Below are 13,565 nucleotides of genomic sequence, written 5' to 3' on the forward strand. Positions count from 1 at the left end.
GAATCAAGGGTTTATGCAGGGGGCGCCGACTCTTGTTTCAAGAGCTCGATAAACTCGTCGAGGCTTTTGACGCCCAGGTCGCGCCGGCCGCGGCCTCGCACAGCGACGCCACCGGAAGCGGCTTCCTTGTCGCCGATCACCGCGGCATACGGAATCTTCGACGTTTCCGCCTCGCGGATCTTGTAGCCGATTTTTTCCGGCCGCAGGTCTTCTTCGACGCGAAAACCCGCGGCGCGCAATCTCGCCGCGGCATCCTTGGCCGCCTGTTCCTGTTTTTCTGAAATCGTCAGGATGCGTACCTGCACGGGCGCAAGCCACAGCGGAAATGCTCCGCCAAAATGTTCGATCAGGATTCCCAGGAAACGCTCGATCGAGCCATAAATCGCGCGGTGCACCATGACCGGCCGCTTGCGCGACGCATCTTCGGCCACGTACTCCAGGTCGAAACGTTCCGGCATGGAAAAATCCACCTGGATCGTGCCGCACTGCCACGAGCGTCCCAGGCTGTCGTAAATCACGAACTCGATTTTCGGTCCGTAGAACGCGCCTTCCCCGTCGTGCACTTCATACGGGATCTCGCGCTGTTCCAGAGCGCTCTTCAAGGCCTGCGTCGCCTTTTCCCAAATCTCGGAAGATCCAATGGCTTTTGCCGGCCGGGTCGAGACCGCGACTTCGTATTCGTTGAAACCGAACGCGGTATAGACTTCACGGATGAATTCGATCAGCGCGCCGATTTCGCTTTGAAGCTGGTCTTCGGTGCAAAAGTGATGCGCGTCGTCCTGCGTGAATGCCCGCACACGCATGAGACCGTGCGTAACCCCCGAACGCTCAAAACGGTGCACCTTGCCGAATTCCGCGATCCGCAGCGGCAGTTCGCGGTACGAATGCTGACGGCTTTTATAAATGAGCGCATGCCCCGGGCAGTTCATCGGCTTCACAGCATATTCCCGGTTCTCCGCCTTGGTGAAATACATGGCGTCGTGGAAATTGTCGTAATGCCCGCTTTTTTTCCAAAGATCGTCCGAGAGGACCATCGGGGCCTGGACTTCGTTGTAGCCCCGCACGCGCAGCTTCTCGCGCATGAATCCGATCAAAGCGTTGAAAAGAAAAAAACCTTTGTCGTGAAAGAACACCATGGCCGGCGATTCGTCGTGGAAACTGAAAAGGTCCAGTTCCCGGCCGAGCTTGCGGTGGTCACGCTTCTGCGCTTCTTCCAGACGCTGCAGGTGCTCGTTCAGTTCTTTTTCCGAAAAAAACGCAGTCCCATAAATCCGCTGCAGCATCTTGTTCTGCTCGCTGCCGCGCCAGTACGCGCCGGCTACGGAAAGCAGCTTGAAGGCCTTCAGCTCATTCGTATTGTGGATGTGATTGCCACGGCACAAATCCGTGAACGGTCCGTTCTTGACGAGCGTGATTTCGCCGTCATTGAGGTCCTTCAGGATTTCCAGTTTGTAAGGCTCCTGCCGCTCTTTGAAATACACTTCCGCATCTTTTTTGGAGATGGGATTCTGCTCAAAGGCCTGGCTTTCCCTGACAATCCTCGCCATTTCGACTTCAAGACGTTTCAGGTCATCGTCGGTGAACGGCTCGGCCCGGTCAAAATCGTAATAGAATCCGTCCTTGATGGCAGGACCGATCGTCAATTTTGATTCGGGGAATAATTTCTGAACAGCTTGTGCCAGGATATGAGCAGCGGAGTGTCGCAGGCGGACAAGTGCTTCTGAATCGGATTTTTTCATTCCAAGGATTTACAATTGACTTAAGTGGCTCCCGCGTAAAAAGTTAGAGCGAATATCCTATCTAAAACCACGGGAATAGGCAAGTCTTTTCTTCGGGAGCCGCCGGTTGCGGTTATTTCGCAGAGCGGGCAACCTTCCGTTTGCGCTTAATGCGGGCCTTACGTCTCTGACGTTTGATCCGAACTTTGTGGTCGCGTCCCATGAATTCTCCTTTGTAACGTTAGAAACTGCTTCAGGATAGGCAAAAAAATTTGGGCGGTACAGGACTCGGTTCCGTCCGCTGCGCGGCCGGTAACCGCCCGCCCCAGCGACATGACCTCTGTCATGTCGCAAAACAGGGCTCCCTTCGAGGCCTGGTCTTTGGAAAAAATTTGGGCGGTACAGGACTCGAACCTGTGACCCCCACCATGTCAAGGTGATGCTCTAACCAACTGAGCTAACCGCCCAAAAACGGTAGGAAATAAAACCGAGGCTCTTCGGAAAGAACACCCACTATAAGCTTTACGCTTTTATTTTTCAATCAAATTTTCGGCCAAACCGTTCATAAGACCCGGACTTTTTTCATGGCGTCCTTGATGCGTCCAAGCCCTTCCTCGATCTGCTTCACGTCGAGCGCATAGCTCAAGCGGATGCGGTCCGGCGCACCGAACCATTCGCCAAGATACGTAATCACTTTGTACTCCTGATAAAGAATACTGAGAAACTCACGCGCGTTTTTGCATTTGGGCAGGATGTAAAAAGCGCCTTCCGGCCGCCAGAGGTCAAATCCCAGATCGCAGAAACCTTTGTAAATGAAATCGCGCCGTTCGCGCCACACCTGCTGCTGCTTGAGAATGTATTCCTTCGGCGCTTTCATCGCGGACAAGGCCATGTCCTGGCCCGTGAGGTTGGTGTTCATCGAGGTGTGCGTCTTCATCTCGCAGACGTTTTCCACGATGGATTTGTCCGCGCTCCAAAGATAGCCGACACGCACGCCGCACATGGCATACGTTTTGGAAAACGAATTGACCGTGATGACGTGATCGCCCTGCAGATGATAATTTTCACGTTCGTAGATGAGGTCTTTGTAGACTTCGTCCGAGACCACGTACACGCCGAGTTTCGCCGTGATTTTTTCGATCTCTTTCAGCGTCTCGATGTCTTCGACGCGCCCCGTGGGATTCGACGGCGAGTTGATCAGCACCGCGCGGCAGCCGTGGACCTTCTTTTTGAAGTCGTCGAGGTCGATGCGGCCGTCGATCAAGTCCGTGTAGACGGGCTCCATGTTCGCCAGCTCGATAATGGGCGGATAAGAATAATAGTAAGGCCGCGGCAGCAGCACTTTCCCGCCCTTCCCCCAGCCGCGGAAAATCAGGTCGAGCGCTTCGGACGCGCCGTTGGTGATCACGAAATTGTCCGCGCTCGATCCGGGATATTCTTTGCTGAGCGCCTCGCGCAGCTTCACCTCGCCCTGGATCAATCCATAGCGGAGGTCTTTGCGCGGGTCAATGTTTTCGAAGGCTTCTTTCGGCGGCGGCAGATCCGGCTGGCCGGAGCCGAAGCTGATCACGCCGTTGCCTTGCTTGCCAATGAAATCGGCCGGACTTTTTAATTTGAGTATCTGCGTCATAAAATTCCTCGAATAAATTAGGGCTATTGTATCGGAAAAGGAACGACAAACAAAGATCGGCTTGAGAAGGGTTCCTCTTTACAGGAAGGTCAGCCTAAAATCCATTTGCGCAAAAGGGCCAGAAACCCTTTACCTTGCGGCGCGGGTTCCTCGGCCGGATCTTCAGCGGCATCTTCGGGGACAAGTTCGGGGTGGGTTTGCTCGGGCATCTGGCTGCGCGCCAGGGTGGATTCCGCGAGAACGCGGTCCTCGAGACGGACGAAGACCTTGACGGTCCCCAGCAGCGGATTGATGCCTCCGATGCTGCCCATGCCGAAGAGATTTTGGACGTCCGCGTTTTTGATGTAGCAGGCAATGCCCGCTTCGTCCAAAACGGATTTGACGAGCTCCGCTCGCAGCGGGTCGCCGTCTTCGTAAATGAGATAGAATTCTTCTTTTTCTTTTTTCATAGCGGGAACCGGGCCAGGCTACTTCTGGTGATAGTCGACGAGCCGTACGGTGGGATTCGGGAGTTCATCCCCGATGATGATGTTGTTTTCACGGGCCAGCCAGCCGAGCGCCATGTGGATGGTTTCCTTGGGCGCCTTGATGCCGGAAACGATGGCTTTGAATTTCGCCTCACCGTTGTGGCTTTCGAGGTATCTCCAGACTTCGCCGGCACAAAGGCCGATCCAGGTAATCATGATTTTTTTCCTCTCCCCTAAGGGTAAATCGCAAAACGGGAAAAAGCAAGAACGCGGCTCAGCGGCTTTTCTGCCATTCCGCGAAAAACTGCCGGACCCCCTCCAAAGCCTTGGCCCTGTGCGAAACCCGATGCTTCATTTCCGGAGAAACCTGCCCGAATGTTTTCTGATAAGGCGGAAAATAAAAAATGGGATCGTAACCGAAACCGCCCGTGCCTGCGCGCTCGCGCGCGATGACACCGTGCACCTCACCTCGCACGGTGTTCAGCACCTTGCCGTTTTCTACGATAACGACCGCGGAAACATAGTAGGCGCTCCTGCAGTTATCGGGAAGATTGTGGAGCAGCCGGAGAAGCTTGTCGTTGTTATCCTCGTCACTTTTCCCCTCGCCTGCAAAGCGCGCGGAATAAACGCCGGGCGCGCCCTCGAGCGCGTCGCAGCACAAACCCGAATCCTCGGCGAGCGTCATGAGCCCGGACTGCGCTGCATATCCTAGCGCTTTCAGCGCCGCATTTTCCTCGAACGTGCGGCCGGTTTCCGGCACCTCCTGATAACTCGGCAGATCCTTCAGGCCGAGAAGCTGGAACGGCATGTCCTTGAGGAGCTCGCGGAGCTCTTCCAGTTTTTTCTTATTCGTGCTCGCGACCAGGAGTTTCTGAGAGGAGTTCATTTCTTGAGTGATTTCCGCTGCGCTTCGATCAATTCGTTGATTCCCTTTTTAGCCAGAAGCAGCAGGGAGTCCATGTCTTTTTTGGAAAAAGGCTTGCCTTCGGCCGTCCCCTGCAGCTCGATGAATTCGCCGGTGCCCGTCATGACGACGTTCATGTCGACTTCGGCCTTGGAATCTTCCTGGTAGCACAAATCAAGGACCGTGCTGCCGCCCACGATGCCCACGCTGACCGCCGCCACGGAATTCACGAAGGGATTCTCGATCAGAAGCCCGCCCTTCATGAGCTTGCGCACCGCGTCGGAAACTGCCACATAGCTGCCCGTGATGGCCGCCGTGCGCGTGCCGCCGTCGCCCTGGATCACGTCCGCGTCGATCCAGATTGTGCGCTCGCCGAGTTTGGTGAGGTCGATGACCGACCGCAGACTGCGGCCGATCAGACGCTGGATTTCCTGAGTGCGGCCCGACGGCTTGCCCTTCGAAGACTCGCGCGCGATGCGCTCCGTGCACGACGCAGGAAGCATGCCGTATTCCGCCGTCACCCAGCCTTTCCCCGCCCCCCGCAGAAACGGGGGCACGCCCTCCTGCACGCTGGCGGTGCAAAGAACTTTGGTGTTTCCCATTTCGATCAGGCAGGAACCCGAAGCGAATTTTAAATAATTGCGCGTGAATTTTGTTTTTCTCAGTTCATCTTTTTTACGGCCATCGATGCGCAAAGGAACCTCCTAGCGGATGTTGAGTATTCGATGAAGGCGCGGAACGATTCTAACGGAAGAAAGTTTGCGGGACGCCAGCGTCTGGAGCTCGCCCAGGAGCTTCATGAGATCGGCGTCCTCGTGCCCTTCGATCTCGGCCGAAATCGGCTGCAGGATGACGGGCATGGCGGGCGCGAGCCGAGCAACCAGGTTGACCTGATTTTCGAATTCGGAAATCTTGATCTCTTTCGAGAGGACGATTTTGATGAAGGTTTCTTTGCCGCTGGACAGCGCGGTTTTCAAAAATTCTTCGTGCTCGGTGTCAAAATTCTTTTCGCCGGTCACGCTGGAAGGCTTCAGGTCCATGGCGATGCAGTCGCAAAGGCCGGCCACCTGCTCGAGCGCGGGCCAGAGGATGCCGTCCGTCTCGAGGTAAACGCGAAAGCCTTCCCGCTTCAAACGTTCCATGAGCGGCCGCACAAAGCGAAGGTAGAGCAGCGGCTCCCCGCCCGTCAGGCTTACGAACGTGTGCGGGCCTTCCTCTTTTTCCAGGCGCTTCACTTCCGCCATCACGCGCCCGATTTCCCATTCCATGGCAGGCTTTCCGAGCTCATCGCAGTAGCGGCAGTGGATGTGACATTCCTCGAAGCGGATGAAGATGTGCCGCTCCCCCACGTGGACGCCTTCGCCCTGAAGTGAGGAAAAAATTTCGGAAATGCGCGCTTTTTCAGCGGTGGGAGGAAATTGCATAATGAGAAAGAGGATCGGGAATTCCCGCCTCTTCAAAACCTTTCTTGCGCAGGATGCACGAATCGCATTCCCCGCACGGGATGTCGCCGCCGACGTAGCACGACCAGGTGATTTCAAACGGAACCTGCAGGGACTCGCCCAGGCGGACGATCGCCTTTTTGCTGAGCTTCACGAGCGGCGCTTCGATGCGAATATTCTTTCCGTTCACGCCCGCTTTGGTCCCGCGGCGGATAGCTTCGCAGAACGCGTTCAAAAATTCCGGACGGCAATCCGGATAGCCGCTGTAATCGATTGCGTTGGCGCCGATGAAGATGGCCTCGGCCCCGCGCGCTTCGGCCAGCGAGGCCGCAAAGGCCAGAAAAATGGAATTGCGCGCGGGCACGTACGTGGAAGGAATATCCCGCGACATGGCGGCTTCGTCGCGTCCCTGCGGAATGGGCATCTTCTTGTCGATCAAGGAGCTTCCGCCCCACGGCAGAGCGAAATTAACGGTGTGGTGCTCGAGGCCGAGCCGCGCGGCAAGGGCCTTGGCCGACTGGATTTCGCGGACATGCGACTGGCCGTAAAAAACGGTAAGCGCCGTCACTTCATAACCCTGGCGCACGGCCACGTAAAGCGCGGTCGCCGAATCCAGTCCCCCTGACAAAAGGCAGACGGCTTTCCTGGGCAAACTTGCTGAATCGGGTTTTTCCATGACGGCCTCCGGCACAAAAGAATGGGTTATTTTACAGGATTTTCCGCGGGGCGGCAAAGGGCTTCTTGGGGTCAGACGATGACGGATTCGCGCACGACTTTGAGATGCGAAAGCTTCTCGCGCAAAAAGTTTTCACCGACGCGGACGAAGTTGCGCGGCAGGTCGCTGACAAAAATCTTCAGCTTTCCCCGGATTTTCCGGGAAGCGTCCATCTCGCGGCCCGCAAGGATGCGCGAAAGATTGGCCACGCAGGGACCCGCCGAATCAATGAGCCGCACGCCGGCGCCCATGTACCGCGCGATGGAGGCTTTGAGCATGGGATAATGGGTGCACCCGAGGATGAGCACGTCGATATCTCGCTTTTTGAGCGGCGCCAGATAATACGCCACCATTTCGCCTGCGACCTTTTCCTGCATCATCCCCTCTTCGACGATGGGCACGAAAAGCGGGCACGCAAGGCTCGTCACTTTCACGCCGGGGCTTCTTTTTTCCAGCGCGCGCTCGTAAGCGCCGCTTTCGACCGTGGCGGACGTGCCGATCACGCCGACGCGTCCGGTCCTGGTTTCATGCAGGGCGGCTTCGACCGCGGGCGAGATCACGTCGAGCACCGGCACGGGGCAGTAACTTTTCAGGAAAGCATACGCCGCGCTGGAAGACGAATTACAGGCGATGACCAGCGCCTTGATGCCTTTGCGCAGCAGGAAATCTGAATTCTCGCGGGAAAAACGCTTGATCTGCTCGCGCGATTTCGTGCCGTACGGCAGGCGCGCGATGTCGCCGAAATAAGTAACGGCTTCGAGCGGAAGGCGGTTGCGGAGTTCGCGGACGATCGTCAGGCCGCCGAGCCCCGAATCGAAAACACCGATGGGATCATTGCGGGAAAAAAGATGCGTCTCGGTTTTAGGGCGCTTGACGGAAATCGCTTTGTCCTCAAGGGTGGTTTCCACGGACCTGATGGGATTATTCGTCGTCTTCCTCTTCAGAATCGTCTTCGTCGTCGATGACGCAGAGAACTTCGCCTTTCGCGACCACTTCGCCTTCGTCGTAATACACCTCGACGAGGACTCCGGAGGCGGGCGCGGGAATCAGAAGGGTACCGTCTTCGGTCGAGAGTTCGACGAGATCATCGCCTTCCTGGATCACGTCCCCTTCTTCCGAAAACCAAACCTGGACAGTGGCTTCTTCCACCCGGCTCGAAACTCCTTCCAACGCAACTTCTTTCATGATGGTCCTCTCCTTTACCGCGAACAGTTAAAATGATTTCAGAAAAGTCTCGCCCGCGTGATAAGAACTCCGCACGTACGGCCCGGCAAACACTTCCCGGAACCCGTAGGGCCTGATCTCCGCAGCCAGCGACTCGAACGCCTCGGGGCGTATGTATTCGACCAGCTGCAGATGATCCTTCGACGGAGGCAGGTACTGCCCGATCGTCAGAATGTCGCAGCCCGCCCTCTTTAAATCGGCCGCCGTCTCCAAGACTTCAGTCCTTGTTTCACCCAGCCCCAGCATGATGCCGCTTTTGGCCATGACGTCCGGCCTTAAGGACTTCGCGAGCCGCAGCACTTCCAGCGAGCGTTCGTAACGCGCCTGAGGACGGATCTGGCCCTGCAGGCGGCGCACGGTCTCGATATTATGATTGAAGACATCCGGCCCGCCGGCCAGCACTTCCTGGATGAGCTCGACGCGCGCGTGAAAATCCGGTGTCAGCACTTCCACTTTGCAGCCCGGAATTCCCGCCTTCAATGCTTCAATGGTCCGGCGGAAATGGCCCGCGCCTTCGTCCTTCAGATCGTCACGCGCGACCGATGTCACGACAATATAATGAAGCCCCATTTCGCGGGCGGCTTCGGCCACTCGCTGCGGCTCATCCGATTCCACTTCGAGGCCGCGGCCGGTTTTGATCGCGCAAAACCCGCAGCTTCGCGTGCAAACATCGCCCAGGATCATAAACGTCGCGGTGCGATTCGAATAGCATTCGGCGCGATTGGGGCACACCGCGGATTCGCAGACCGTGTTCAGCCGGTTTTTGGCTAATACGTCATGTGTTTTTTCCGCCGAGCGCGCGGGAAGCGGGCGCCTTAACCATTCCGGAAGCCGTGTTCTTGAAATCTGGGTTGCCATTTAATTATTCCGCGGAGATTGACCGCCATGGAACGGCGGTTTCCATTGTCGGGTGATATCCTAAATAAATTACAGCCGTCGAGTTACAAAAATTTAAACGCGTGTTTTTAACAAAAAGCCAGCCGGGTGTCAAGAGAAGGCCTCCGCCCTTAAGGCAAAAGCTCTCGGGGAATGCCAATATCGATCACGCGTATTTTTCCGGCGTGGGAAGGCCCGGCACCCGAGAGCAGGCCTTTCTTGACCGCGGCCAAAGTCCCGGTTTCGTGCGCCTTGACGGCAGTCCCCATGACCGCGCCGGTATCACCGTGAATGCCCGAGGGAATGTCCACGGCAAGGACATGCGCGCCTGAGGCGCCGGCCCGGTTGATCAGACCGATTAATTCGGCGGGGATTCCGGCCACGGGCGCGTTTAATCCCACGCCGAAAATCGCATCGACGATCGTGCCGGTTCCCGCGAAAAGTCCGGCCTCGCCGCGGAACACCCGAACAGGAATCTTCAGGGCGCCGCAGATCTGGAAATTCACGGCCGCATCGCCTTTCAGCGCCGCGGGCGCCGCGGCCATGACGATCTCCACTTCGAGGGAGCGGTTCTTCAAATGGCGCGCGGCCACAAAGCCGTCGCCGCCGTTATTCCCCTTGCCGCAGACCACTGTGATGCGGCCGGGACGAATTTTTTCAGCGGCCATGTCCGCGATACCGCGCCCCGCGTTTTCCATGAGCAGCAGCGTGGGAATTCCGTAAATTTCAGCGGCTTTCCGGTCAGCGGCCTGCATTTCTTGAACAGAAACAGCCTTCATTTTTGTCCTGCGGGATGAGATTTCTACGCGATAGCGCCGTCCTTAACTCCTGTCCGAGTCGGCAAATGGAATCGCTTTTAGCGATAAAAAAAGAGCGTCCGGCCGCGAATAATAATGAGCCCGAAGCTGTTGCTATTGAATGTTTTGTTAGGTATGTTCTTTTCCAGGGGGTTTGCATGGCAAGCAGCTTAAACCACGAAGGATTCCTCGAATACGCCAGCAAACGGATGATCCGGTACGCGCACAGCGAAAAATTCATGCGCTGGGTATGCCGCTACCTGATCCTCCATCTCCGCCCCACGCAGGTTTCGGTCGCGCTCTATGATGCCACGCTGCAATCCTTCTGCATCCAGGTTTCCGAAGGGCATCCGAAGGTTCCCTCGCGCCTGATCAGTCTAAACACAAACAGCCCGCTGATCCAATGGTTTTTGAACCGCGGCGAGGCCAGCCACATCCGCCGTTCGCGCCGCGTCGTCACGTCGAGCTGCATGGCGCAAAAAGAAGGGCCGCGGGAACACGAAATTTACGAAGAGCTCGTCCGCCATCACGTCGAGGCCTGCGTCAGGATCGAGACGCGTGAGCGCCTTGCCGGCTATCTCCTCATCGGGCCGCGTGAAACCCAGCAGCCGTACAGCAAAGAGGACCTCACGTTTTTTCAGATCCTGGCCAACGACATCGGTATCGAAATCGAAAAGGAAGAATACCTTCATCATGCCCGCCACGATCCCATCACCGGACTGTATAACCGCGCCACGCTGCAGGAAACGTTGGGGGCCATTTTCGAAAAAGAACGGCACAACGACTTCGCCGCGGCCATGATCGACATCGACCATTTTAAGTCGGTCAATGACCGGTACGGCCATCTTGCCGGCGACCAGGTCATTCGCTGCGTGGCGGATTTCATCCGCTCCGGCATCCGCAAAACAGACACGGCCTTCCGCTACGGCGGCGAAGAGTTTCTGGTCTTATTCAAGAAGAACGCGAGAAATCCTGACCGCATCATCTCGGATGATGAATTTCAAAACGACATCATCCTCGCAGCCGACCGGCTTCGGCAAAAAGTGAACGCCCGCCCCGTGACGTGCCTTCAATACGAAATCCCCCTCACCATAAGCATTGGATTGACATTTCTGACTCCCCAAACCCGCAGCACTGCGTCCCTGATTGCCGAAGCCGATCGCGCCCTTTATCAGGCCAAGAACGGCGGGAGAAACCGCGTGGTCGTATTCGCGGAAAGCGAGAGCCGGCAGCTTATTTCGAGAAGATCCCTTTGAGGCCGCGGGAATTGAGCGACGCGATGTCGGCCAGCGCGCGCGGCACGGAAAAGCCGCCGGGAAGGGCAATGTATTTCGGACGCCACTGCGGCCCGAACTTTTCTTTGTAATCGCGAAGGCCTTCGAAGTTGTAGAAATATTCGCCGCGCGAGAAAATGAAAGCGCCCAGCTTGTTCCACAACGGTGCGAACTCGCGGTTCTCGAGCCCCGCAAGAGGCGCCATGCCCACGTTGAACCACTGATAGCCCTGCTCTTTTCCCCAGAGGAAAAGATTCAGGAAAAGATAATCCATGGATCCGGCCGGCGCGAGATCCGGGTCATAGCGCATCAAGTCCACGGACAGTTCGCTTTTCTCCGCGCCCAGCATGACATTGGCAAACGCCACGGGCTTGCCTCCATACCGCATGACTGCCATGGGAAAATGACGCAGATACGACACGTCGAAAAATCCGAGCGAGAAGCCTTTTTCCTTGGTGTTTTTCTTGGCGAGCCATGCGTCGGAAATCGTCTTCAGCTCCGCCGCGCGGCCGGGCACCGCCTCTTTATCCACCCACTCGAAGGAAGCGCCCTCTTTTTCCATGCGCCGGAGGGTGTAGCGCATTTCTTTGCGCCCGCCGCCTTCCAGTGAAAACGCGGGAAGGAAAACGCGGCCTTCCTCACCCATCTTGATCAGGGCAAATCCCGCGTCGAGATAAAGCGGCAAATACTGCGGATTCACTTCGTAGAAAACGGGCATGCCGTCGTGACGGTCGACAAGCATGCGGAAAGACGTGATCAGGTCCAGCCAGGCATTGCTGTCACCAATCGGGTCGCCGAGCGACACCCAGCTCTTGCCCTGGACGCCGTACATGATGAACGCCAGGCCGTCCCGGCTGAAAAGAAAATTCTTATCGCCGCTCAGGGCGAGATAAGAGGTGGTATTGGACGAGCGCACAATGATGTCGAGGGCGCGGGAAAGTTCTTCCGGTGAAGGCGGATGCACTTTGATCGTGGTCGTTCGCATGAGATTGGCGGCGGAAAGGATGCCGGCAAAGGCCATGACGCCTACCACGGCGCGCATGGAGCGCGCCGCATCCCCGCGCAGGCTGAAGTGCCACCAGAGGTCGCCTGAATAATTGACGTGCTTGAACGCAAAAAGCCCCAGCCATACGGACACACTGATGACGGTCAGGACCGAAAGAAGCCATGCCGGCGAAAGCGCTTCGCCGAAGAGCGACGCCTTCCGGTAAAAAAAGGGCCGGCTCGGAACGATCAGCAGGAACATGGCAAACAGGATCACGGCTTCTTCATAGTCAAAACCTTTCATCAGGGAAAACACCATGCCGAAGCCCAGAAGGATGAGCGCGAAATAATAAGCCGCATCGAGGCGCCGCTGGATGCCCCGCGCGAGGAATAAAAGCAGGACGCCCGCGAGGCTTCCGAGAAAATGCGAAAGTTCGATGGCCGGAAGAGGCAGGAAGCGCTCCAGCATGGCAAGACGGGAACCGACCGCGGGCGTGGATCCGGAAAGCAGCAGCACCGTGCCTGCAATGAACGTGGTCACAGAAAGCAGCGGCGGCACGAACGGCGTCAGAATCTGATTGAAGGCCGCGCCGGCCTTGGCGTATTTCCGCAGATTCTTGAATTCGAGAACGGCCAGAAACAGCAGCGACACGAAAAGCGGGAGAAGATAATAGATAAGCCGGTAATAAAGAAGGGAAACGAAAAGCTGGTCCGAAGGGACTCGGTCGGAGAGCGCGGCCAGAAGCGTCGCTTCGAAAACACCGAGGCCGCCGGGAACCTGGCTGACCATGCCCAGCAAATGCCCGGTGATGAAAAGCCCCACGAAGAAAAGATAGGACAGCCCATGTCCCTGCGGCAGCAAGACGTAAAGGACGGCCGCGGCCAGCAGCCAATCGGCAAGCGAAAAAAAAGCCTGGCCGAGAGCAAGCCGCCCTTCCGGCAAACGCAGCTCCCAGTCTTTGATCTTAAAGGAGCGGCGAACGAAGCCGCAGGCCAAAAGATAACTCAGGACTGCAGCGAGAAAGGCAATGCCCAGCATGCGCACCATTTCGGGACTCAGAAATTGCAGGCCCGGCAAAAGACGGCCGGGAGCGGTCACGAAAGAAAAACCGAGGAGCGCGATAAGGCCCAGAAAAAAACTCACGCTGTAAAACAGGATAACTTGGGCGGTTTCCAGCGCCGAGAGTCCCCACGTGGAGTACATGCGGTAGCGTACGGCAGCTCCGGAAAGCGCGACCGCGCCGAAATTATTTCCCAGCGCGCTGGCGATAAACGAGGCCGGAAAAATCTTGGCGTACTTCATGGGCTTGCGGATGTAGCGCAGACCCAGCCATTCGTAGGACGTCAGCGCCGCGTAATTGAAGGCCGTAAACAGCGCCGCCGCCAGCAGCGGACGCTTGGGGAAATCGGCAAAGTTATGCGTGACGTCGTTAAAGTGGTGGCCGCCAAGCTCGCGGTAAAGCACCCACAATCCCCCGATAAAAAAAACGAATCCGAGGGAATGAAAAACGCGAAGAAGGAATTTTTTCATAGG

Annotated in this window: 14 protein-coding genes and 1 tRNA gene; 1 reads left to right on the forward strand and 14 read right to left on the reverse strand. The window is 56.9% G+C overall.

The annotated features are described in order from the left end of the window. Window positions 1-11: 11 nt before the first annotated feature. From thrS to VL688_03195, 13 genes are all read right to left on the reverse strand, one after another. Window positions 12-1,739, reverse strand: a complete 1,728-nt coding sequence (thrS, locus tag VL688_03135) for a threonine--tRNA ligase (protein HTL47038.1) — start codon at window positions 1,737-1,739, stop codon at window positions 12-14. Window positions 1,740-2,111: 372 nt separating this feature from the next. Beyond that, window positions 2,112-2,185, reverse strand: a tRNA-Val gene (locus VL688_03140). A 95-nt stretch (window positions 2,186-2,280) separates the two neighbouring features. After that, the gene (locus VL688_03145) at window positions 2,281-3,348 is read right to left on the reverse strand and encodes a pyridoxal phosphate-dependent aminotransferase (GenBank protein ID HTL47039.1); all 1,068 of its coding nucleotides are present in this window, start codon (window positions 3,346-3,348) and stop codon (window positions 2,281-2,283) included. A gap of 89 nt (window positions 3,349-3,437) precedes the next feature. Continuing rightward, entirely contained in the window at window positions 3,438-3,797 is a 360-nt protein-coding gene (locus VL688_03150) for a DUF2007 domain-containing protein (protein HTL47040.1), read from the reverse strand. An 18-nt stretch (window positions 3,798-3,815) separates the two neighbouring features. Further along, complete coding sequence (locus VL688_03155) at window positions 3,816-4,031, reverse strand: winged helix-turn-helix domain-containing protein (protein HTL47041.1); 216 nt, start codon at window positions 4,029-4,031, stop codon at window positions 3,816-3,818. A 58-nt stretch (window positions 4,032-4,089) separates the two neighbouring features. Further along, a complete protein-coding gene (rdgB, locus tag VL688_03160) occupies window positions 4,090-4,701 on the reverse strand; it encodes an RdgB/HAM1 family non-canonical purine NTP pyrophosphatase (protein ID HTL47042.1) in 612 nt (203 codons plus the stop codon). Next, window positions 4,698-5,414 (reverse strand): ribonuclease PH, encoded by a 717-nt coding sequence (gene rph / locus VL688_03165; GenBank protein HTL47043.1) that lies wholly within the window; start codon window positions 5,412-5,414, stop codon window positions 4,698-4,700. Before rph ends, rdgB begins: the two co-directional genes overlap by 4 nt. A gap of 9 nt (window positions 5,415-5,423) precedes the next feature. Beyond that, window positions 5,424-6,143 carry a 7-carboxy-7-deazaguanine synthase QueE gene (locus VL688_03170; protein ID HTL47044.1) on the reverse strand — a complete coding sequence of 240 codons (720 nt, stop codon included), beginning with the start codon at window positions 6,141-6,143 and terminating at the stop codon, window positions 5,424-5,426. Then, the gene (gene queC / locus VL688_03175; protein ID HTL47045.1) at window positions 6,121-6,837 is read right to left on the reverse strand and encodes a 7-cyano-7-deazaguanine synthase QueC; all 717 of its coding nucleotides are present in this window, start codon (window positions 6,835-6,837) and stop codon (window positions 6,121-6,123) included. Before queC ends, VL688_03170 begins: the two co-directional genes overlap by 23 nt. 71 nt (window positions 6,838-6,908) lie before the next feature. Next, window positions 6,909-7,784 (reverse strand): glutamate racemase, encoded by an 876-nt coding sequence (murI, locus tag VL688_03180; GenBank protein ID HTL47046.1) that lies wholly within the window; start codon window positions 7,782-7,784, stop codon window positions 6,909-6,911. A 13-nt stretch (window positions 7,785-7,797) separates the two neighbouring features. After that, a complete protein-coding gene (locus VL688_03185; protein HTL47047.1) occupies window positions 7,798-8,061 on the reverse strand; it encodes a biotin/lipoyl-binding protein in 264 nt (87 codons plus the stop codon). Between the two features lie 27 nt (window positions 8,062-8,088). After that, on the reverse strand, window positions 8,089-8,958 hold the full coding sequence (gene lipA / locus VL688_03190; GenBank protein ID HTL47048.1) for a lipoyl synthase: 870 nt from the start codon (window positions 8,956-8,958) through the stop codon (window positions 8,089-8,091). A 149-nt stretch (window positions 8,959-9,107) separates the two neighbouring features. Further along, window positions 9,108-9,755, reverse strand: coding sequence for an NAD(P)H-hydrate epimerase (locus VL688_03195; GenBank protein HTL47049.1), 648 nt, complete (start codon window positions 9,753-9,755; stop codon window positions 9,108-9,110). Window positions 9,756-9,931: 176 nt separating this feature from the next. Here VL688_03195 and VL688_03200 point away from each other — a divergent pair, with 176 nt between their 5' ends. Continuing rightward, entirely contained in the window at window positions 9,932-11,029 is a 1,098-nt protein-coding gene (locus VL688_03200) for a sensor domain-containing diguanylate cyclase (protein HTL47050.1), read from the forward strand. Here the strand turns inward: VL688_03200 and mprF are convergent. Continuing rightward, on the reverse strand, window positions 11,007-13,562 hold the full coding sequence (gene mprF, locus VL688_03205) for a bifunctional lysylphosphatidylglycerol flippase/synthetase MprF (protein HTL47051.1): 2,556 nt from the start codon (window positions 13,560-13,562) through the stop codon (window positions 11,007-11,009). The two genes, VL688_03200 and mprF, sit on opposite strands and share 23 nt — an antisense overlap. Between the last annotated feature and the right edge of the window lie 3 nt (window positions 13,563-13,565).

Source organism: Verrucomicrobiia bacterium (assembly GCA_035495615.1).
Classification (GTDB): domain Bacteria; phylum Omnitrophota; class Omnitrophia; order Omnitrophales; family Aquincolibacteriaceae; genus DATJFP01.